The 22277-nt window shown below is 54.7% G+C and carries 17 protein-coding genes and 1 pseudogene; 9 read left to right on the top strand and 9 right to left on the bottom strand.

The features are described 5' to 3' along the window. Positions 1-70 precede the first annotated feature (70 nt). On the bottom strand, positions 71-2266 hold the full coding sequence (gene priA, locus NMC31_RS17505; RefSeq protein WP_253898646.1) for a primosomal protein N': 2196 nt from the start codon (positions 2264-2266) through the stop codon (positions 71-73). Between the two features lie 212 nt (positions 2267-2478). Here priA and rpmE point away from each other — a divergent pair, with 212 nt between their 5' ends. Next, complete coding sequence (rpmE, locus tag NMC31_RS17500) at positions 2479-2691, top strand: 50S ribosomal protein L31 (RefSeq protein WP_015966500.1); 213 nt, start codon at positions 2479-2481, stop codon at positions 2689-2691. Between the two features lie 178 nt (positions 2692-2869). Here rpmE and NMC31_RS17495 read toward each other — a convergent pair whose 3' ends face one another. Next, a complete protein-coding gene (locus NMC31_RS17495; protein ID WP_253898645.1) occupies positions 2870-3478 on the bottom strand; it encodes a YiiX family permuted papain-like enzyme in 609 nt (202 codons plus the stop codon). 65 nt (positions 3479-3543) lie between these two features. Continuing rightward, on the bottom strand, positions 3544-3861 hold the full coding sequence (metJ, locus tag NMC31_RS17490; protein WP_012907792.1) for a met regulon transcriptional regulator MetJ: 318 nt from the start codon (positions 3859-3861) through the stop codon (positions 3544-3546). A 264-nt stretch (positions 3862-4125) separates the two neighbouring features. Between metJ and metB the strand changes: the two genes are divergently transcribed. Both metB and NMC31_RS17480 read left to right on the top strand, forming a co-directional pair. Next, positions 4126-5286, top strand: coding sequence for a cystathionine gamma-synthase (gene metB / locus NMC31_RS17485; protein ID WP_253898644.1), 1161 nt, complete (start codon positions 4126-4128; stop codon positions 5284-5286). Between the two features lie 2 nt (positions 5287-5288). Next, positions 5289-7721 carry a bifunctional aspartate kinase/homoserine dehydrogenase II gene (locus tag NMC31_RS17480; RefSeq protein WP_253898643.1) on the top strand — a complete coding sequence of 811 codons (2433 nt, stop codon included), beginning with the start codon at positions 5289-5291 and terminating at the stop codon, positions 7719-7721. Here NMC31_RS17480 and NMC31_RS17475 read toward each other — a convergent pair. Continuing rightward, on the bottom strand, positions 7685-8815 hold the full coding sequence (locus NMC31_RS17475) for a cytoplasmic protein (RefSeq protein ID WP_253898642.1): 1131 nt from the start codon (positions 8813-8815) through the stop codon (positions 7685-7687). The genes NMC31_RS17480 and NMC31_RS17475 overlap by 37 nt on opposite strands. 132 nt (positions 8816-8947) lie before the next feature. On the opposite strand from NMC31_RS17475, the pseudogene NMC31_RS17470 reads away from it, so the two are divergent. Beyond that, positions 8948-10502 (top strand): annotated as a pseudogene (locus NMC31_RS17470) (bifunctional metallophosphatase/5'-nucleotidase). 78 nt (positions 10503-10580) lie between these two features. On the opposite strand, the gene NMC31_RS17465 reads toward NMC31_RS17470, so the two are convergent. Continuing rightward, positions 10581-10955, bottom strand: a complete 375-nt coding sequence (locus NMC31_RS17465) for a carboxymuconolactone decarboxylase family protein (RefSeq protein ID WP_253898641.1) — start codon at positions 10953-10955, stop codon at positions 10581-10583. Positions 10956-11044: 89 nt separating this feature from the next. Here NMC31_RS17465 and NMC31_RS17460 point away from each other — a divergent pair, with 89 nt between their 5' ends. The 3 genes from NMC31_RS17460 (at position 11045) to katG (ending at position 15345) form a co-directional block, all read left to right on the top strand. Continuing rightward, positions 11045-11953 (top strand): LysR family transcriptional regulator, encoded by a 909-nt coding sequence (locus NMC31_RS17460; protein ID WP_253898640.1) that lies wholly within the window; start codon positions 11045-11047, stop codon positions 11951-11953. A gap of 157 nt (positions 11954-12110) precedes the next feature. Then, the gene (gene metF / locus NMC31_RS17455; protein WP_253898639.1) at positions 12111-13001 is read left to right on the top strand and encodes a methylenetetrahydrofolate reductase; all 891 of its coding nucleotides are present in this window, start codon (positions 12111-12113) and stop codon (positions 12999-13001) included. Between the two features lie 163 nt (positions 13002-13164). After that, positions 13165-15345 (top strand): catalase/peroxidase HPI, encoded by a 2181-nt coding sequence (katG, locus tag NMC31_RS17450; protein WP_149464212.1) that lies wholly within the window; start codon positions 13165-13167, stop codon positions 15343-15345. A gap of 57 nt (positions 15346-15402) precedes the next feature. Here the strand turns inward: katG and NMC31_RS17445 are convergent, their stop codons facing one another. From NMC31_RS17445 to ptsP, 4 genes are all read right to left on the bottom strand, one after another. Then, on the bottom strand, positions 15403-16014 hold the full coding sequence (locus NMC31_RS17445; protein WP_253898638.1) for a DUF1287 domain-containing protein: 612 nt from the start codon (positions 16012-16014) through the stop codon (positions 15403-15405). 198 nt (positions 16015-16212) lie between these two features. After that, positions 16213-17316 carry a bifunctional L-1,2-propanediol dehydrogenase/glycerol dehydrogenase gene (gene gldA, locus NMC31_RS17440; RefSeq protein ID WP_253898637.1) on the bottom strand — a complete coding sequence of 368 codons (1104 nt, stop codon included), beginning with the start codon at positions 17314-17316 and terminating at the stop codon, positions 16213-16215. Between the two features lie 12 nt (positions 17317-17328). Continuing rightward, complete coding sequence (gene fsa / locus NMC31_RS17435; RefSeq protein WP_149464209.1) at positions 17329-17991, bottom strand: fructose-6-phosphate aldolase; 663 nt, start codon at positions 17989-17991, stop codon at positions 17329-17331. Between the two features lie 11 nt (positions 17992-18002). Next, positions 18003-20504 carry a phosphoenolpyruvate--protein phosphotransferase gene (gene ptsP / locus NMC31_RS17430; protein ID WP_253898636.1) on the bottom strand — a complete coding sequence of 834 codons (2502 nt, stop codon included), beginning with the start codon at positions 20502-20504 and terminating at the stop codon, positions 18003-18005. 308 nt (positions 20505-20812) lie between these two features. Between ptsP and NMC31_RS17425 the strand changes: the two genes are divergently transcribed. Both NMC31_RS17425 and NMC31_RS17420 read left to right on the top strand, forming a co-directional pair. Further along, positions 20813-21892, top strand: a complete 1080-nt coding sequence (locus NMC31_RS17425) for a PTS fructose transporter subunit EIIC (protein WP_253898635.1) — start codon at positions 20813-20815, stop codon at positions 21890-21892. A 17-nt stretch (positions 21893-21909) separates the two neighbouring features. After that, positions 21910-22230, top strand: a complete 321-nt coding sequence (locus NMC31_RS17420) for a PTS fructose-like transporter subunit IIB (RefSeq protein ID WP_253898634.1) — start codon at positions 21910-21912, stop codon at positions 22228-22230. Positions 22231-22277 lie beyond the last annotated feature (47 nt).

The following is a 22277-nucleotide window of genomic DNA, read 5'->3' as shown; positions in this document are numbered from 1 at the left end:
ATCTGTTACAGAATTTTCATAAAAAGTGTGACGATTGTTAGATTCCTCGATCTTGCTCGCAACCTGGGCATTAACCTTCAATCGGGTCAACGTCGAGGACCCACTTTACTTTGCGCGCTTCCGGCAGCGTATTGATGAGGACTAGCGCGCCGTTGACGATATGCTGCAGGCGCACGCGGGAAGGGTGTTGCAGCAAGATTTGCCAGCGATAACGTCCGCCGCGTTTCGGCGCGAGGGCGGGAACCGGGCCGAGAACCCACAGTTTGTCATCTGCCAGCGGGCTGGCTTGCAGCAGATTACGCAGTTGTTGCAGGAACACTGGCGCCTGCTGGTTGTTGTGATCTTCCGCGCGAATTAGCACGTGGCTGGTCCACGGCGGAAGCTGCATGGTCTGGCGCTCGGCCAGCGCCTGTTCAGCAAAAGCGTCGTAGCCTTTATAGAGCAGCGTTTGCAACAGAGGGTGATCCGGATGGTGCGTTTGTAAAACCACTTCGCCCTGCTTGCCCGCACGCCCGGCGCGCCCGGAAACCTGGGTATAGAGCTGGGCAAAACGTTCTGCCGAGCGGAAATCCGCCGAGAAAAGCGCGCCATCGACATCAAGCAGGGCAACCAGCGTGACGTCCGGGAAGTGGTGGCCTTTTGCCAGCATCTGGGTGCCGATCAGAATACGTGCGCCGCCGCGATGCACTTCCGCCAGATATTGCTCCAGCGCGCCTTTGCGGCTGGTGGTATCACGGTCGATACGGGAAAGCGGCACGCCGGGGAAAAGCGGGGCCAGTACCTGCTCCAGTTGTTCGGTTCCCAGGCCAACCGGCACCAGGTGTGTTGAACCGCAAGAAGGACACTGACGTGGAATCGGGCGCTGACTATCGCAATGGTGGCAGCGTAAATGGTGTTGCGATTGGTGTAGCGTGTAGTAGCTGTCGCAGCGCGGGCATTCGGCTATCCATCCGCAGTCGTGGCAAAGCAATGTGGGCGCGAAACCGCGGCGATTGAGGAAAAGGATCACCTGATTATCCGCCTGCAAATGCTGGCGCATACGGTTGATGAGTGCCGGAGACAGCCCCGCCTGCAACTGCTGACCTTTTAAATCGAGCACGTGCTGTGTTGCTGGCCGCGCATTACCGGCGCGGCGCGTCAGGCGCAGCATATGATATTTATGCTGGCGCACGTTGAGCAGGGTTTCCAGCGCAGGCGTCGCCGACCCAAGAATAATCGGGATTTGCTCGCTGTGCGCGCGCCAGACCGCTAAGTCACGGGCATGATAGCGCCAGCCTTCCTGCTGCTTATAAGAGCTGTCGTGCTCTTCGTCGATAACAATCACGCCGAGATTTTTAAACGGCGTAAACAGTGATGAGCGTGTGCCGATAACGATCGCCGCTTCGCCGCTTTTGGCTTTTAGCCAGGCGTTCAGGCGCTCGCTGTCGTTAAGCCCGGAGTGCAGCACTTCCACGGGCGCGTTAAAACGTTCACGAAAGCGAGCGATGGTCTGCGGCGTCAGGCCGATTTCCGGCACCATCACCAGCGCCTGTTTCCCTTGCGCCAGCACGTTTTCCAGCACGCTGAGATACACTTCGGTTTTACCCGACCCGGTTACGCCCGCTAACAGCCACGCAGAGAACCGGTCAGACGCGCTATGGATCGCGCCCACGGCGGTAGCTTGCTCGGTGTTAAGCCGTAGCCGCTCGCCGATGGCGGAGTAGCCTTCGCGCCAGTCGCTCAGCGCGGGGGCTTCGCTCGCCAGCTCGCTTAACCCTTTGCTGCGCAGAGACTGCAACGCCGCTTCGGTAAATTCCAGTTCAGCCACCTGATGACGCCAGATTTTCCCCTGACGCAGCGCAGCCAGCGCCTGTTGCTGCTTTGGCGAACGTTTAAGGCTGTTGATATCCACCGCCTGGCCCTGCTTGGTGGCAAACCAGTACCACAGCGGCGCGTGGTTGGCGGGTTTCCCCTGGCGTAACAAAATTGGAAGCGCATGGAACAGCACATCGCCAATCGGATGATGGTAGTAATCTGCCGCCCAGAGCAGCAATCGCCATACCGAGGAGGTAAATACCGGTTCGCTGTCGAGCACGTCGATAACCGGTTTCAGCTCATCCAGCGGTAGTTCGCTTTTTTCGCTGACTGACACCACCATGCCAACGCGTTCCTGTTTGCCGAACGGCACGCGTACGCGACATCCCGCTTTGGCGCTAAGGCCTTCAGGCAGCAGGTAGTCAAACGTTCGCGGTAGCGGAACGGGCAGGGCGACGTGGGCAACAGGCATTTTTTCTTCCTGGACTTGAAAAGGAGCGGGTTAGTATACACATTGTACTCAGGTGAAGAACGGATCAGTTTGCATACCCTGTTCAGATTCTGTATGATCCGCCGCCTTTGATGCAGAAAAAATGCGTCGAAAGCCGAGAAGTTTACTATCAACATCGCGTGGTGTCTGGCGTTAGGGCTGGAAGAGCGACGCGGCCTTAACTGAGGTTTCCCATGAAAAAAGGTATTCACCCGAATTACGTAGAAATTACTGCAACTTGTTCTTGCGGTAATGTTATCAAGACTCACTCCACTGCGGGTCATGATCTGAACCTGGACGTTTGTGGCGCATGCCACCCGTTCTACACTGGTAAGCAGCGTGACGTTGCTACCGGTGGCCGTGTTGACCGCTTCAACAAGCGTTTCAGCATCCCGGGCAGCAAATAAGTTTTGCTTCTCAGAAAAAGGCGCCGAAAGGCGCCTTTTTTGTATCTGTAAGAAATGAAAGTTACAACGTCGACTAAGGTGCACTTCGTCGGGTGGCGCTGCGCTTACCCGACCTACGGATTGCAGAATTTGTAGGCCTGATAAGCGCAGCGCCATCAGGCAATTTCTTCAGCGTGCACTACCACGAAAATAACGGCCACTTTTTATCAACCGTTTCCAGCCCCGGCGCATCAAACACGGCCTGCGGGGAGATAACGGTTTCATTGAGCGGCACATTCTTGCCGTAGCGTTCTTTCAGTTTGGCCTGCACCGCCGGATTACTGAGATCGAAATCCTTCAGTTTTTGCAGCTTACCCAATTTCATTCCCAATGCTTTGTCATACACCTTCCACACCACTTCAGAGCAGTACTGGCGGTCATCGCTCCAGGAAAAGGCCAGATCGTAAGGTTTACCGAGATAGCGCTTCGCGGTTTGTGCCAGCTTCTTTTTTTGCTGAGCTGATAACCCGCCGTCCACACGACGCACGATATATTTCCCGTCTTTTCCGTGCTTTATCCATTTTTGCAGCGGCGTATAGATAACCGGACCAACGGCCTCGAAGACATACGGTTTTTTCTCGCGGATAACAATCATGCCGGTGTGGCTATAGTCAGAATGGGTGGCCAACTGAATGGCTTTACTTTGTGAAGATTGAGAAATTTGAAAGATGATGTCGCCGGTTTGCGGCTCCCAGGCATAAGCCGGATAAGCCAAAACCAGGCCGAATGCCAGTAAACAGGGTTTCATGGCACAACCTCCGTGTCATCACATTAAAAAGCGCGGCTCGTACTCCGTGAGCCGCGCTCCCTGAATCAGTATTCCCACGTCTCCGGGTCAATCCCCAGCTCACGCATGATCTCTTTTGCCGCTTCCGGGATTTCATCGCTGCGCTCTTTCCGCAGGTCTTCGTCGTTTGGCAACGGTTGACCGGTAAAAGCATGCAGGAACGCTTCACACAGCAGTTCGCTGTTGGTGGCGTGACGCAGGTTGTTCACCTGACGACGCGTGCGTTCATCGGTGAGGATTTTTAACACCTTCAGAGGAATGGAAACCGTAATTTTTTTTACTTGCTCACTCTTCTTACCGTGCTCAGCGTATGGGCTGATATATTCGCCGCTCCATTCAGCCATGAGATACCTTAATCCTCTTTATCATTAATAAAAGGTCGAGCTTCGGCTCTGACCATAATCGCACATAGTTTACCGTAGTGATGCGGCCCTGACACGATATGAGCCGCCGCAGTTGTGCGCTAATGCATATAATTTTAACGGCTATTCGTCTTTTGCTCAATCTATACGCAAAGAAGTTTAGATGTCCAGATGTATTGACGTCTATTGTGACAATGTTTACTCTGATGCCTGACATTTCACCGATTAAGTCAGGAACGAATCACCATGACCCGTAAACAAGCCACCATCGCAGTGCGCAGCGGTTTAAATGACGACGAGCAGTATGGCTGTGTTGTCCCGCCGATTCATCTTTCCAGTACCTATAATTTCACCGGTTTTAATGAGCCGCGCGCTCATGACTATTCTCGTCGCGGCAACCCAACGCGTGATGTGGTGCAGCGGGCGCTGGCCGAGCTGGAAGGTGGCGCGGGTGCAGTGATGACCAATACGGGCATGTCGGCGATTCACCTGGTGACGACCGTGTTCCTGAAGCCGGGCGACCTGCTGGTGGCGCCGCATGACTGCTATGGCGGCAGCTATCGTCTGTTCGACAGCCTGGCAAAACGCGGCTGTTATCGCGTGAAGTTTGTCGATCAGGGCAACGAGCAGGCGCTGCGTGCGGCGCTGGAAGAAAAACCGAAACTGGTGCTGGTTGAAAGTCCGAGTAATCCGCTGTTACGCGTGGTGGATATCGCGAAAATATGTCGCCTGGCGCGTGAAGTCGGCGCGGTCAGCGTGGTGGATAACACCTTCTTAAGCCCGGCGCTGCAAAATCCGCTGGCATTGGGCGCGGATCTGGTGTTGCATTCATGTACTAAATATCTAAACGGCCACTCTGATGTGGTTGCCGGGGTAGTTATTGCAAAAGATCCAGAGACGGTGACGGAGCTGGCATGGTGGGCGAACAATATCGGCGTGACCGGTAGCGCCTTCGACAGCTATTTACTGCTGCGCGGTTTGCGCACGCTGTCGCCGCGCATGGAAGTGGCGCAACGCAATGCGTATGCGATTGTCGACTTCCTGAAAAACCAGCCGCTGGTGAAAAAACTGTATCATCCTTCTTTGCCGGAAAATCAGGGTCACGAGATTGCCGCCCGCCAGCAGAAAGGGTTTGGCGCGATGCTCAGCTTTGAACTGAACGGCGACGAACAGACGCTGCGCCGCTTCCTGAGCGGGCTGTCGCTGTTTACGCTGGCAGAATCGCTGGGTGGGGTTGAGAGCTTAATCTCCCACGCCGCTACGATGACCCACGCGGGCATGGCGCCGGAAGCGCGCGCCGCCGCCGGGATTTCTGAGACGCTGTTGCGTATCTCAACCGGTATTGAAGATAGTGAAGACTTAATTGCCGATCTGGAAAATGGCTTCCGGGTTGCAGCCGAGGGATAAAAATGAGTGTGATTGCGCAGGCAGGGACGAAAGAACGTCAACTGCATAAATTTGGTGGGAGTAGTCTGGCGGATGTGAAGTGTTACCTGCGTGTTGCCGGGATTATGGCGGAGTATTCTCAGCCAGGCGATATGATGGTTGTTTCCGCAGCCGGTAGCACCACTAACCAGTTGATTAGCTGGCTGAAACTCAGCCAGAGCGATCGTCTTTCTGCGCATCAGGTTCAACAGACGCTGCGTCGCTATCAGTCAGAGCTGATTAGCGGCCTGTTACCCGCTGAGATTGCCGACGGCCTGATTAGCGCATTTATTCACGACCTCGAACGTTTAGCCGTGTTGCTGGATGGTGGTGTCACCGACGCCGTGTATGCGGAAGTGGTGGGCCACGGTGAAGTGTGGTCCGCACGTCTGATGGCGGCCGTGCTGCAACAACAGGGGCTGGATGCGGCGTGGCTCGACGCGCGTGAATTCCTGCGGGCCGAGCGTTCTGCTCAGCCACAGGTTGATGAAGGCCTTTCTTATCCGTTACTGCAACAGCTTATGGCGCAGCATCCGGGCAAACGTCTGGTGGTGACCGGCTTTATCAGCCGCAGTAATGCGGGTGAAACCGTGCTGCTGGGGCGTAACGGTTCCGACTATTCAGCAACGCAAATCGGCGCGCTGGCGGGTGTTTCTCGCGTAACCATCTGGAGCGACGTCGCCGGGGTATATAGCGCCGACCCGCGTAAAGTGAAAGATGCCTGCCTGCTGCCGCTGCTGCGTCTCGATGAAGCCAGCGAACTGGCGCGTCTTGCCGCACCGGTGCTGCACGCGCGTACCTTACAGCCGGTTTCCGGCAGCGATATCGATCTGCAACTGCGCTGTAGTTATACGCCGGATCAGGGCTCTACGCGTATTGAACGCGTGCTGGCTTCTGGTACAGGCGCGCGTATCGTTACCAGTCATGATGACGTCTGCCTGATTGAATTCCGCGTCCCGGCAAGCCAGGACTTTAAGCTGGCGCATAAAGATATTGACCAGTTACTGAAGCGTGCGGGTATTCGTCCGCTGGCGGTGGGCGTTCATACCGATCGTCAGTTGCTGCAATTCTGCTACACCTCGGAAGTGGCGGATAGCGCGTTAAAAATTCTTGATGAAGCCGGGTTACCGGGCGAGCTGCGTTTACGTCAGGGCCTGGCATTGGTGGCGATTGTCGGGGCGGGCGTCACCCGTAACCCGCTGCACTGCCACCGCTTCTGGCAACAACTGAAAGGCCAGCCGGTCGAGTTTACCTGGCAATCGGAAGAGGGCATCAGCCTGGTGGCCGTGCTGCGTACCGGCCCAACCGAGAGCCTGATTCAGGGTCTGCATCAGTCCGTTTTCCGCGCAGAAAAACGCATCGGCCTGGTGCTTTTCGGCAAGGGCAACATCGGTTCTCGCTGGCTGGAGCTTTTCGCGCGCGAACAGAGTACGCTCTCGGCGCGTACCGGGTTTGAGTTCACGCTGGCCGGCGTGGTAGACAGCCGCCGCAGCCTGCTGAGCTACGAAGGGCTGGATGCCAGCCGCGCGCTGGCATTCTTCGAAGATGAAGCGGTCGAACAGGATGAAGAGTCACTGTTCCTGTGGATGCGCGCGCACCCGTATGATGATTTGGTGGTGCTGGATGTCACTGCCAGCCCACAGCTGGCGGATCAGTATCTCGATTTCGCCAGTCACGGCTTCCACGTTATCAGCGCCAACAAACTGGCCGGCGCAAGCAGCAGCCATAACTATCGCCAGATCCACGACGCGTTTGAAAAAACCGGGCGTCACTGGCTATATAACGCCACTGTGGGCGCGGGCCTGCCGGTAAACCATACCGTGCGCGACCTGATCGACAGCGGCGACAGCATTCTGTCCATCAGCGGGATTTTCTCCGGTACGCTTTCGTGGCTGTTTCTGCAGTTCGACGGCACCGTGCCGTTCACCGAACTGGTGGATCAAGCCTGGCAGCAGGGCTTAACCGAGCCCGACCCGCGCGACGACCTTTCCGGCAAAGACGTGATGCGTAAGCTGGTGATTCTGGCGCGCGAAGCGGGCTACGATATCGAGCCGGATCAGGTTCGTGTGGAGTCGCTGGTGCCATCGCACTGTGAGGATGGCTCGATCGATCACTTCTTTGAAAATGGTGATGAGCTCAACGATCAGATGCTGCAACGCTTCGAAGCGGCGCAGGAAATGGGCCTGGTGCTGCGCTATGTCGCGCGTTTCGACGCCAACGGCAAAGCGCGCGTCGGCGTGGAAGCCGTGCGCCCGGAACACCCGCTGGCGGCACTGCTGCCGTGTGATAACGTCTTTGCCATCGAAAGCCGCTGGTATCGCGACAACCCGCTGGTGATCCGCGGACCAGGTGCCGGGCGCGATGTCACCGCCGGGGCGATTCAGTCGGATATTAACCGGCTGGCGCAGTTGTTGTAATCCTGAGCCAGAGAAAGCAGTATTTTCGTTACGCGCCCTGCTGAAAGCGGGGTGCTGTGAGTAAATACGGCTTGTTTATGTAGCCAGTGGATAAAATGTCTGCTGGTTGCTAAAGAGAGCATTTCTGCTTTGCGACTCTTTCCGCCCGTTAATGCACATACCATTTTACGATTTTTTACCTGAACCCAGAGTTGCCACTGATTTTTCCACCAGCCGTGATAAGTTGTTCCCTGAAAACTCCAGGGCATATTATCGGTATCGTCAGCTATTTCCTCTTCAATAAACCAGATTTCACCTTGCTGTTGGCGAAACAGATCAGCCCAGGCCGTAATAATCGCACCTCTTAAAAAACACTCGTGTGAAATTACATGCGTTTTTACCGTAGGGAAGAGAATATTCAGTACCCTGAAATGCCCGTGTGCCGTGATAACCGGACGTAGAATAGCGCCTTTGGCATTGCGCTTGAGCGCTGCGCTGCCATACTGAATTTCATCGAACTGACTCCGACGTAGAAATTGTGCTTCGCGCATATCAACGCGTTGAACGATATGGCTCTCGTGTAATTCTGGTTCGGCATCTCCTCTGTATCGATAATGCAGACTTTCTCCAGCTTGATGCTGAGTGTAATTAGTAGAGAGATGAAGGATATTACCGCGAATAGCGTCGAAACTAATCAGAACATACAGTTTTTGCCCACTGCTGGTTCCCTGGAAGGGGACGAGAAAAGCAATGGTTTCGATTATTTCGGGAGCCGTTATTTCTTTTTGCAATTGTTTTGGCGTCCAGACTTTTTTGCATTTACGGCATTGAATACGTTGTGAACCCTGCGGATTGTGACCATAACAAATCGTCTCTGTGCCATAACATACCGGGCAAAAATGGCCTTTCTCAGTTGCAAAAGTAGATAAGTGAACTGACAGCCAGTCACGAAATTGTTGCTCGTCAAACAACGGCGGGTAACTGCCACATGCCCGACAGTGCAATGCCGGATAACCCAGTCGATAGTCGGGCCAGCTGTAATCTTTAGATGTTGGCTGCCCTAAATTACGGCAACCAAACGACTTGCAGGCATTAATCGTAAACAGAGTCGACATATATCACCAACGATTTCACAAGGTCGTTGATTTTGTCCGGCGACGCTCCCCTGTGGATGTGATTTCTCTCACATAAATAACTCTTTCAGAACGTAATGTAGCAATCCTTTATCTCACTGGAAGGGATTGTTTATGAAAATTAAAATGCTTGCTGCGGGTATCGCATTAACACTGCCGTTTTGGGCCTGCGCCAAAGATGTCACCATTATTTATACCAACGACCTCCATGCACATGTAGAGCCTTATAAAGTGCCGTGGATTGCTGACGGTAAACGGGATATTGGCGGCTGGGCAAATATCACTACGCTTGTTAAACAAGAAAAAGCTAAAAACAAAGCGACCTGGTTTTTTGATGCGGGTGACTATTTTACCGGGCCGTATATCAGCAGCCTGACTAAAGGCAAGGCGATTATCGATATTATGAATACCATGCCGTTCGATGCGGTCACTATAGGTAATCATGAATTTGATCACGGCTGGGACAATACGTTATTACAGTTGAGTCAGGCAAAATTCCCGATTGTGCAGGGTAATGTTTTTTATCAGAACAGCAGTAAATCATTCTGGGATAAGCCCTATACCATCATTGAAAAAGATGGCGTGAAAATTGGTGTTATAGGTTTGCACGGAGTATTTGCCTTCAACGATACGGTATCTGCTGCCACGCGAGTGGGTATCGAGGCGCGTGATGAAATTAAATGGCTACAACGTTATATCGATGAACTCAAAGGCAAGGTTGATTTAACCGTTGCCCTGATCCACGAGGGTGTACCGGCCCGCCAGTCCAGTATGGGAGGCACAGATGTGCGTCGCGCGCTGGATAAAGATATTCAGACGGCAAGTCAGGTGAAAGGGCTGGATATTTTGATCACCGGGCATGCACATGTGGGTACGCCGGAACCGATTAAAGTCGGCAATACGTTAATCCTCTCCACTGACAGCGGCGGGATTGATGTGGGTAAACTGGTTCTCGACTACAAAGAGAAGCCGCACACTTTTACGGTGAAAAACTTCGAGCTTAAAACCCTTTACGCCGACGAGTGGAAGCCTGATCCGCAAACAAAACAGGTGATTGATAGTTGGAATAAAAAGCTGGATGAAGTCGTGCAGCAAACGGTGGCGCAATCGCCAGTTGAATTAAAACGTGCCTATGGTGAATCAGCTTCTCTCGGGAACCTGGCGGCAGATGCTTTGCTGGCAGCTGCGGGTAAAAATACCCAGTTGGCGTTAACCAACTCTGGCGGGATTCGCAATGAGATCCCGGCGGGTGCAATTACGATGGGTGGCGTCATCAGTACCTTCCCGTTCCCCAACGAACTGGTGACGATGGATCTCACGGGTAAACAATTACGCAGTCTGATGGAACACGGCGCAAGTTTGAGTAATGGCGTTTTACAGGTATCGAAAGGCCTGGAAATGCAGTACGACAGCAACAAGCCGGTTGGTCAGCGGGTTATCTCACTGACGCTGAATGGCAAACCGATTGAAGATGCGACGGTTTACTCGATTGCCACCCAGAGTTTCCTGGCTGATGGCGGTGATGGTTTTACCGCCTTTATCGAAGGGAAAGCGCGCAACACAAACGGCGGTTATTACGTTTATCACGCGGTGGTCGATTACTTCAAAGCGGGCAACACCCATCACGGATGAACAGCTCAACGGTATGCGCGTGAAAGATATTAAATAAATTACGCCCTGGGGCTAACTTATCCGGCCTATGCACAAACGTAGGCCGAATAAGATATGTGTGCATCGCCATCCGGCGTTATCGCTGTTTAGCAAAGACCTCTTTTGCCGCGAACAAGCCATTCAGCGCGGCCGGAAAACCAGCGTAAACTGCCATCTGCATGATTACTTCAGTAATTTCTTCCTGCGTTAACCCAACATGAAGCGCCGCCGCAATATGCACTTTCAACTGTGGTGATGCGTTTCCTAATGCGGTCAATGCTGCGACGGTGGCGATTTCGCGGCTGCGTAAATCCAGACCCGGGCGGGAATAGATATCACCGAAGGGGAATTCAATCAGGTAACGGGCAAAGTCCGGAGCGATATCTTGCAGACTTTCGACAACGGCATTGCCGCCTTTACCATCCACTTTTTGCAGCATCTCCTGACCGGTAATAAAACGTTCTGAATGCATGGGGAAATCCTCGTTTATCTTAGGTGTGACGCGAGAATAAGCTGCCGGACATTATTTGGATAATACCGTTTCCGTGATACCTTTTCGGTATGACAAGCGCACAGATTTATTCACTCGATATTCGCCTGCTACGCTACTTTGCCGTGGTGGCGGAAGAGAACAACATGAGCCGGGCGGCCCAACGACTCTTTATGTCGCAACCGCCGCTCAGCCGTCATATTCGCCAGCTTGAGGAGCGTCTGGGGGTAACGCTGTTTGTCCGTCATACCCGTGGGCTAACCTTGACGGAGGAAGGGGCGCGGGTGCTGGAGATTGTGCGTCCGCTGCTGGCGTTGCAGGAGAAAACCTATGCTGCGCTTGATAAACTTGATCTGGAAAAAGGCCCGCTGCTGCGTATTGGGCTAACTACAGCATTTGAACAGGGTGCATTTACATCTTTAGAAGATAAGTTACGTGCGCAGGTCGATTCGCTGCGTATTGTGCGTCGTGATTCTCTGGAACTGGTACGTCAGGTGCAACGAGGGAAACTTGATGCGGCGCTGGTGGCGCTACCGCTTGAGGCTGGTGGATTGACCGTTGCCCCGCTTGACTGGCAAGAACCATTGATTGCTGCCTTACCTGCCATCTGGCCCGAGGCAGAATCTGTTTCTCTCTCTTTACTCTCGTTAAATTCGCGCCCTTTATTCTGGTTTAAGCGAGAACGCAATCCGGCTTTTTTTGATTTCACCCGACAGCGTTTCCAGCATGCCGGTTATATACCATCCTGCATTGAAGAGCCTCTTGAACATGATGTTCTGCTCGCCAGAATCGCAAATGGAGAGGGGCTGAGTCTGCTTCCGGCATCTTTCGCCGCGATTCAGCGCCAGGGCGTCGTTTTCCGACCATTATCAAACACTGGCCTGTGCGTTGGTGCAGGCGTTGTGGTATTGCCAGAAAAGCAGCCGAAATTTGAGTGGTTGATAACGCTTGTAAGGCGTCAGTTCACTGCGCCGCAGTAAGATGAATATTTTTCATCTTGCCTGAATATTCCTCACCGTTTACGCGGATCTTTCTATTGACCTTCCCCAACTTTTCCTTCATCTTTACTTCCAGACGTCTAAACGGATGGATGTTCACAACACAACAAACAATGACACGCGATTGATGAGGTAAGGTATGAGCTTTTTTCACGCCAACCAGCGGGAAGCCCTGAATCAAAGTCTGGCCGAAGTCCAGGGGCATATTAACGTTTCGTTCGAATTTTTCCCGCCGCGCACCAGTGAAATGGAGCAAACCCTGTGGAACTCTATCGATCGCTTGAGCAGCCTGAAACCGAAATTCGTTTCCGTCACCTATGGTGCCAACTCGGGCGAGCGTGACCGCACACACAGCATCATTAAAGGCATTAAGGATCGCACCGGCCTTGAAGCCGCGCCGCACCTGACCTGCATTGATGCCAGCCGCGATGAACTGCGTGCCATTGCTCAGGACTACTGGAACAACGGTATTCGCCATATCGTCGCCCTGCGCGGCGACCTGCCGCCTGGCAGCGGCAAGCCGGAGATGTATGCGGCTGATCTGGTTGGCTTGCTGAAGGACGTGGGCGATTTTGATATCTCCGTTGCCGCATATCCGGAAGTGCATCCGGAAGCGAAAAGCGCGCAGGCGGATCTGCTCAACCTGAAACGTAAAGTTGATGCCGGGGCGAATCGTGCAATTACCCAATTTTTCTTCGACGTGGAAAGCTATCTGCGTTTTCGTGACCGCTGCGTTTCTGCGGGTATTGATGTTGAAATTATTCCGGGCATCCTGCCGGTCTCTAACTTTAAACAGGCGAAGAAATTTGCCGATATGACCAATGTGCGTATCCCGCACTGGATGTCTACCATGTTTGAAGGGCTGGATGAAGACGCGGAAACGCGCAAGCTGGTGGGTGCATCTATCGCGATGGATATGGTGAAAATTTTAAGCCGGGAAGGGGTAAAAGATTTTCATTTTTATACACTTAACCGTGCTGAGATGAGCTACGCCATTTGCCATACGTTGGGTGTCAGACCCACCTTATAGTCAAAAAGCCCTCGCATGAGGGCTTTTTTGCGTCTACTTTGATCTACATCCCCGTAACCAAAAATATAAAAGTTTCCAACTATCGAATCTGTGGATTATTTCAATTATAACTTTACTCTGATGCTGTATATCGTAACGGTAACATTGTAGAGGGAGCATATTGATGAGTACGTCAGACGATATCGAGAATAAAACGTCCGCAGGTAAGTGCCCTTTCCATCAGGGCGGTCACGATCAGAGTGCGGGTGCAGGGACGACCAGCCAGGATTGGTGGCCAAAACAGCTTCGCGTGGACCTTCTCAACCAACATTCCAACCGTTCTAACCCGCTTGGGGAAGACTTCGATTACCGTAAAGAATTCAGCAAACTGGATTATGCTGCCCTGAAAGGCGACTTGCGCGCGCTGCTGAGCGAATCGCAGCCGTGGTGGCCTGCCGACTGGGGTAGCTATGCCGGTTTGTTTATCCGTATGGCATGGCATGGCGCAGGTACCTATCGTTCCATTGATGGACGTGGTGGTGCGGGCCGTGGTCAGCAACGTTTTGCGCCGCTGAACTCCTGGCCAGATAACGTCAGCCTGGATAAAGCACGTCGCCTGCTGTGGCCAATCAAACAGAAATATGGCCAGAAAATTTCCTGGGCTGACCTGTTCATCCTGGCGGGTAACGTGGCGCTGGAAAACTCCGGCTTCCGTACCTTCGGCTTTGGTGCCGGTCGTGAAGATGTCTGGGAACCGGATCTCGACGTAAACTGGGGTGATGAGAAAACCTGGCTTGCTCACCGTGACCCGGAAGAGCTGGCGAAACGTCCGCTAGCGGCCACTGAAATGGGCCTGATCTACGTCAACCCGGAAGGTCCGAACGCCAGCGGTGAACCGCTTTCTGCGGCAGACGCGATTCGAGCCACCTTCGGCAACATGGGCATGAACGACGAAGAGACCGTGGCGCTGATCGCCGGTGGTCACACCCTTGGTAAAACCCACGGCGCAGGCCCGGCAACCCACGTTGGCCCGGACCCGGAAGCCGCACCGATTGAAAACCAGGGGCTCGGCTGGAAGAGCGATTTTGGCACTGGCGTCGGTAAAGATGCGATTACCTCCGGTCTTGAAGTGGTGTGGACGCAGACACCAACTCAGTGGAGCAACTACTTCTTCGAGAACCTGTTCAAATACGAGTGGGTTCAGACTCGCAGCCCGGCTGGCGCAATTCAGTTCGAAGCCGTTGATGCGCCGGAAATCATTCCTGACCCGTTCGACCCGTCGAAAAAACGCAAGCCGACCATGCTGGTCACTGACCTGACGCTGCGTTTTGATCCGGACTTCGAAAAAATCTGCCGTCGTTTCCTGAACGATCCGCAGGCGTTTAACGAAGCATTCGCGCGTGCATGGTACAAACTGACCCACCGTGATATGGGGCCGAAAGCGCGCTATATCGGGCCGGAAGTACCGAAAGAAGATCTGATTTGGCAGGACCCGCTGCCGCAGCCGACTTACCATCCGACGGAAGAAGATATTCTGAACCTGAAAGCGGAAATCGCTGCTTCAGGTCTCTCGGTGAGTGAACTGGTTTCTGTCGCGTGGGCCTCCGCGTCTACCTTCCGCGGTGGCGATAAACGCGGCGGCGCCAACGGTGCTCGTCTGGCGCTGAATCCGCAACGTGGCTGGGCGGTGAACGCTACAGCAGCACGCGTGTTGCCTGTACTGGAAAAAATCCAGCAAGCCTCTGGCAAAGCCTCACTGGCGGATATCATCGTCCTGGCAGGCGTTGTGGGCGTTGAGAAAGCAGCGAGCGCGGCAGGTGTCAGCATTCATGTTCCGTTCACGCCGGGCCGCGTAGATGCGCGCCAGGATCAGACAGATATCGAGATGTTTGAACTGCTCAAACCGATCGCTGATGGTTTCCGTAACTATCGCGGCGAACCGGGGGCGGCAACCACCGAATCCCTGCTGATCGACAAAGCTCAGCAATTGACTCTGACCGCGCCGGAACTGACGGTGCTGGTGGGCGGTATGCGCGTTCTGGGCGCGAACTTCGACGGTAGCAAGCATGGCGTCTTTACTGACCGCCCGGGCGTGCTCAGCAATGATTTCTTCGCAAATCTGCTGGATATGCGCACCGAATGGAAAGCCACCGATGACACCAGCGAGCTGTTCGAAGGCCGCGACCGTCTGAACGGCGAAGTGAAATATACCGCCACCCGCGCGGATCTGGTATTTGGCTCTCACGCGGTACTGCGCGCGCTGGCCGAAGTGTACGCCAGCAGCGATGCTCACGTGAAGTTTGTGAAAGACTTCGTGGCGGCATGGGTGAAAGTGATGGAACTGGACCGTTTCGACCTGCAGTAATCTAAGCCCTTAATCCGTCAGCGATTGCTTTGCAGCAGTCGCTGACGTTTTTTTGGCTCAACGCTTGTAATATCGATAGTGCCCCACAATCCGCCAGCTAAATAACACATCCTCTTCCTGCGCGCCTGCGCCGATGTTGTGTACCATCAGCGGCGTGCCGTCGTACGCGCGGTTCAGAGAAACCACACCAATATGCGCCAGGCCATTGTTTAATCGCCAGGAGACAACATCACCCGGCTGATAGTCGCTGTATTTATCAGTAATAGATAAGGCTTTGTCGTGGCGTTGAAACCAGGTTTCCAGATTGGGTACGCGGCGATGGTCGATGTTGCTGTCCGGGCGTTTTAGCTTCCAGTTTTGCGGGTAGGCCGCAAAATCCGCCAGCATGTCTTCATGCAATAATTTCTGCAAATCAACCTGTTGAGTTCGTAACGCGCGTATCACCACATCGGCACACACGCCGCGTTCCAGCGGGATGTCGCCGTTGGGATAGGCCAGTCGAACATAGGCCGCGTCGTAATACAGCGTTTTGCCGATTTGTTGTACTGCGCCCTGAGCGATAGCGGCATTAGTTTGCGGTTGTACAGTGATGGGTTTGGTATCAAGAGGTGGCGAGTGATGAATAAAAGTAGCGGCAAAAAGAGTGATAAGTGCCAACAAGAGTTTCATTCGCGTCGTCCATGAAGAGTGTCTGGCGATTTGACCTTCAGCAGAGAAAATGGTGCGTGACAGAAAAGGTTCGTTTCCGGACAGGCGCAAAGAATCGCCCGGTGGCGCTGCGCTTACCGGGCCTACAGTCGGATGTTTGTAGGTCGGGTAAGCGTAGCGCCACCCGACATACCACGGTCAATCAGGCTTTCTCAGCCGTTATTCCCACTCATGCAGAAAACGCTGACCGTACTGGTCGGCAACCAGCAGCGCCGCGTAAACGCGGTCCGGATCTGCGCCGCCAGGCATATTGTGGATAGTTTCGCCTTCCGCACAGGACGCTTCAGCTACTTTGCGCATTTTCGCCGGGATATCCTCTTTGATATCCAGTTGCGCGAGGGTAATCGGCAGGCCGACGGAGTGGCACAGGGCGGCGACGGTTTCAATCTCTTCTACCGGCGCGTTCTCGAAGACCAGTTGCGTCAGCGTACCGAACGCCACTTTCTCACCGTGATAGTAATGGTGCGCATCCGGAATCGCGGTCAGACCATTATGGATGGCGTGTGCAGCCGCCAGGCCACCGCTTTCAAAACCGACGCCGCTCAGGTAGGTGTTAGCTTCGATCACGCGCTCCAGCGCCGGGGTGACGACGTGTTGCTCTGCCGCCAGCATCGCTTTCTCGCCTTCTTCAATCAGCACGTTATAGCACAGTTCAGCCAGCGCCAGTGCGGCCTGAGTGCATTTTCCACCCGCCATGGTGGTGGCGCCGCTGCGTGAACAGGCGCGCGCTTCAAACCAGGTCGCCAGCGCGTCGCCGATACCGGCGGCCAGCAGACGAGCCGGGGCACCCGCGACAATTTTGGTGTCTACAATGACCATGTTCGGGTTGTGCGGCAGCATCAGGTAACGGTCGAATTCACCGTCATCGGTGTAGATGACAGACAGCGCGCTGCATGGCGCATCGGTAGACGCTATGGTCGGCGCGATAGCAACGGGAACGTCCATGAAATGTGCCAGGGCTTTGGCGGTGTCGAGCGTTTTGCCGCCGCCGATGCCCAGTACAGCGCCGCATTGTGCTTTTTCAGCCACGCCGCGCAGACGGTTGATTTCGTTTTGTGAACATTCGCCGCCGAACGGGGCGATTTCCAGCGCCAGACCTGCATCGCGGAAGCTTTTTTCCAGCGCGGCCTGGGCGAAGCCTAAGACAAATTTGTCACCGACAACCAGCCAGCGCTCTGCCATCGGTTTCAGGTAGTCGCCCAGACGGGTGATGACATCAGCACCCTGGATGTATTTACCAGGTGATTGAATAATGCGATCCATACTTTATTTCCCTCAAAGGTTGATATGACCAAATGCGTTATGCCAGTCCTGCTCAAACTTCTCTATGGCTGACTCTACCGCAGGGGTAGTGATTATTTGTTGCGCTACGTCTAAAGGAAGTGTGATTGCCTCGCACCCGGCCAGTAAGCAATCCAGCGCCTGGCGCGGTGTTTTAAAACTGGCGGCCAGTACTTTGCTTCCCGGGGCATGCAACTCAAGCAGTGTCTGAAGTTCCTGTACCATACGGATGCCGTCGCCGCCCTGGGCATCAACGCGGTTAACATATGGCGCGACATATTTGGCGCCAGCCAGCGCCGCCAGTAACCCCTGCGAGGCGCTGTAGACAGCGGTGCCGAGTGTTGGAATATCCTCTTTTTTCAGCAATTTGATCGCCGCGAGACCTTCCGCGGTGACGGGGATTTTTACCACAATGCCGGGAACGGCGTTGCTCAGGCGTTTCGCTTCCGCCACCATGCCCGCAGCATCACGACTCATGGTCTGGGCAAACAGAATGCCTTCCGGCCCAATCGCTTTTTGCAAACGCGGCAGCACGTCCCAGATGGATTCCTTGCTGGCGGCGACGATACTCGGGTTAGTGGTGACACCCGCCAGCGGGAAAATACGCGCCAGACGTTCAACTTCTGCCACGTTGGCAGTATCCAGATACAGTTCCATGATTCGTCCTCTTACAGTTCCAGTTCGTGTTGCAGCAGGCTGGCGATGGCGTCGGCAGATGCCGCGTTCACCAGCGCGTTACGGAATTCTTCATGCATAATGCGGCGCGCCAGGCGGGAGAAAATCCGCATGTGCTGGTCGCCCGCGGCGTGTTTGTTGAGCGTCAGCATAATGATGAACTGCGCTTCGTCGTCGCCCCAGCGTACCGGCGCGTTCAGGCGCGCGACGCTAATGGTCGATTGCTCAATATGTTCTGATTTGCTGTGTGGAATGGCGAAGCTGAAACCCAGCCCGGTCGAGAACACCGCTTCGCGCGCCCAGAGGTCGGCTTCCAGCTTGCGCGGGTAACGGCAGCGTCCGGCCAGCAGCAGGTTGTCGGTCATGCCTTTGATCACTTCTTCTTTGCTCTGCCAGTCGTTATCGAGCGAGATACAGGAAGTGGCGATCAGCGGCGCGTCCTGCTGGCTCATGCGGAATTGCGCCAGCAGATGCTCCACTTCCAGCGAGGTGCGGCAGGCCATTGCCTGATTGAGCAACTGACGGCAGGCGCGGCTGTCAAGTTGTGCCAGACGTGCTTTGGTTGCCGGAATAGACGGCGCGCTCATGCTCAGTTCATCCAGCCCCAGGCCAACCAACAGCGGTAGAACAGACCCTTTCGCACCCAGTTCACCACACAGGCCAATCCATTTACCCTGGCGATGTACCGCCTGCACCGCGTAATCGAGTGCGCGCAGGAACGCTGGGTTCAGGCTATTGTAGTGGCGGGTGACTTTGGCGTTATCGCGGTCGACTGCCAGCAGATACTGGGTTAAATCGTTGCTGCCGATGCTGAAGAAGTCGATCTCTTCGCAGCACTGATCGATGATGAACATCACCGACGGCACTTCCAGCATAATGCCGAGCGGAATACGCTCATCGAATGGAATGTGTTCATTGCGCAGTTGTTGTTTGGCTTCGGCGAGCTTCTCTTTGACCCACAAGATCTCTTCCATTGAGGAGATCATCGGGATCATGATCTTCAGCTTTCCGTGCGCCGAGGCGCGCAGGATCGACCGCAACTGGGTGGTAAACAGCGCGGCATATTCTTCATAAATTCGCACCGCGCGATAGCCGAGGAACGGGTTGTTTTCTGCCGGAATATTGAGGTAATCCACCGGCTTATCGCCGCCAATATCCATGGTGCGCACGATAATGCTACGGCCATTGGCGGAACCCAGCGCCTGGCAGAAAATGTTATACAGCTCGTCTTCGCCCGGCGCGCAGGCGCGGTCCATGTAGAGCATTTCAGTGCGGAACAGGCCGACGCCTTCCGCACCGTTGCCGAAAGCGGCCTGCGCTTCGACGGAGTGCGCGATGTTAGCGGCGACTTCAATGCGTAAGCCATCGGCGGTACGCGCTTCCTGGTTCAGCCAGACGCTCTGTTGCTGGCGCAGTTGTTCCTGTACCCACTCTTCCTGGCGATAGTAGCGGGAGACCGCTTCATTCGGCGCAACGATAATCGCCCCGGCATTGCCATCCAGATAGATTTGCTGCCCCTGCCAGGTGTTGAGGGCGTCAATATCTACGCCGACCAGCGTTGGGATATTAAAAGAACGCGCCAGAATCACCGTGTGTGAGGTAGTGCCGCCGCTTTGCAGCAGCAGACCTTTAAGCAGCGTTTTATCCAGCTCGAGAAACTGGCTTGGGGTGAGTTCTTCCGCCATACAGATGGTCGGCTGCGTGAGCTTGCCCGGTGCCGGGAAACGCTGTTCACCATAAATTTGCTGTAACAGTTGATAGCCGACGTCGCGCACGTCCAGCGCGCGTTCCTGTAAATAGCTGCTGCTGGAGCGGGCAAACTCATCGCAGAAATGGTTGGCGCTGCGAACAATCGCGTCGGCACAGCTCAGGCCATCGTTTACGCCAGCCAGAAGATGCTGGCGCAGGGAGGTGTCGCTTGCGAGCGAACGATGAGCTTCCAGAATCGCGCTGGCGGTGGTGTCGCTGTCCAGCAGATGCAGTTCCAGCATTTTTGTCAGCCGCGCCAGGCCGCTATCCAGCGCCTGCTGCTCCTCTTCCACGCTGCGCGAGGCAGGCAAATCGCCCAGACGATTTAAATCAAGCGAGGCAAGACGCGTTAAAACGCCGCCTGCGCTACCGCTACACACGGGCTGTGCGCGAAACAGCGTTGGATTGAGATGGGTGAGCGATTCCGGCAGTGGTGCTTGTTCAACCGTAGCAGCTTGCGCCAGCGGCGCATCGCACAGGGGAAATTCTTCACGGATCCAGCGGGAGAGATGCTGCCAGGCGGCCTGTTCATCCTCGCCGGAAATCAGCAACTGGCAGGCATCGTTCACCAGGGTATCGGTGCCGATCAGCGCCAGCGCGCTTTTGGCGTTGCCTTTGCGGTCGGTGCGCAGGTTATGCCATTCAATGGTGCTGGTGAATGTATTGCACTGCGTTTCAACGTGGCTGGCGGGGCGTGCATGGACGCCATTAGGTAATTCACAGACAAACTCTACAACCTGAGCCATCACTTTATCTCCCAAATCATTCGATATGGGGAACAGGATGGAGGGTTGAGCGCAGGCCCGCTATCTGACAAATCTGTCAAAAACTGGATAAATGTAATATCCGCCTAAAAGTGAGAGATTCCTCACATGTTCCCGGCTGGTGGGCGATAGCAACGAGTCGCGAACTTTTGAGACCGATCGCATTTTTCTGATGCGATCACAAATATCCAGTAAATGCCCCTTTTATCCACTGTCTGTCACTTCGTCAATTGCCTATCGTTTCCACAACCTCGTTATGGATATGGGCACGAAATGCCCGGGAGCAACTGATGAAAGAGTTGGTGCAGATTTTAAAAAACACCCGTCAGCATTTAATGACCGGTGTGTCGCACATGATCCCGTTTGTTGTGGCGGGTGGGATCCTGCTGGCGGTTTCCGTCATGTTATACGGCAAGGGCGCAGTGCCGGATGCCGCCACCGATCCAAATCTTAAAAAGCTGTTTGATATTGGCGTGGCCGGCCTGACGTTGATGGTGCCTTTTCTGGCGGCGTACATCGGTTACTCCATCGCCGAACGTTCAGCGCTGGCACCCTGTGCAATTGGCGCGTGGGTGGGGAACAGCTTTGGCGCAGGCTTCTTCGGCGCGTTAATCGCCGGGATTATCGGCGGGATTGTGGTCTATTACCTGAAAAAGATCCCGGTGCATAAAGTGCTGCGCTCGGTGATGCCGATCTTTGTGATCCCGATTATTGGCACCCTGATCACCGCAGGCGTAATGATGTGGGGGCTGGGTGAGCCGGTCGGCGCGCTGACGGTAGGCCTGACGCAGTGGTTACAAGGCATGCAGCAGGGCAGCATTGTGGTGCTGGCGGTGATCATGGGCCTGATGCTGGCGTTTGATATGGGCGGCCCGGTGAACAAGGTGGCCTATGCGTTCATGCTGATCTGCGTCTCGCAGGGTGTGTATACGGTGGTGGCGATTGCTGCCGTCGGGATATGCGTACCGCCTCTGGGGCTGGGCCTCGCAACGCTGGTTAATCGTAAAAACTTCAGTAGCGAAGAGCGCGAAGCCGGTAAAGCGGCGCTGGTGATGGGTTGCGTGGGCGTGACGGAAGGGGCGATTCCCTTTGCGGCGGCTGACCCGCTGCGTGTGATCCCGTCCATTATGATCGGCTCCGTTTGTGGCGCGGTAACGGCAGCGCTGATGGGCGCACAGTGCTACGCCGGATGGGGCGGGCTGATTGTGCTGCCAGTAGTGGAAGGCAAGCTCGGCTACATCGTGGCGATTGCCGTTGGCGCGGTGGTAACGGCGGTGTGCGTGAACCTTCTGAAAAGCCTGGCGCGTAAAAATGCAAAACCGGTCGCGGAAAAAGAAGACGACCTGGATCTGGATTTCGAAATTAACTGATTGAAGAGGTAACGATTATGACCATGATTATCGCGGTAACTGCTTGTCCGTCTGGCGTCGCACATACTTATATGGCGGCGGAAGCGCTGGAAAGCGCGGCGAAAGCCAAAGGCTGGGATGTGAAGGTGGAAACGCAGGGGTCCATTGGCCTCGAAAATGAACTGACGGCAAGCGACGTTGCTGCTGCGGATATCGTGATTCTGACCAAAGATATCGGCATCAAGTTTGAAGAGCGTTTTGCGGGTAAAACCATCGTGCGGGTTAACATTAGTGATGCGGTAAAACGCGCCGACGCGATTATGGCTAAAATTGAAGCGCATCTCGCACAAACGGCGTAAGCGCGAATACCAGGCTGGCGGGGAGACTCGCCAGCATCCATGAAACC

This window comes from Pseudocitrobacter vendiensis (genome assembly GCF_943590815.1).
GTDB lineage: Bacteria > Pseudomonadota > Gammaproteobacteria > Enterobacterales > Enterobacteriaceae > Pseudocitrobacter > Pseudocitrobacter vendiensis.
Note: the sequence above shows the minus strand (reverse complement) of the source record. Positions and strands in the feature narration are given on the sequence as shown.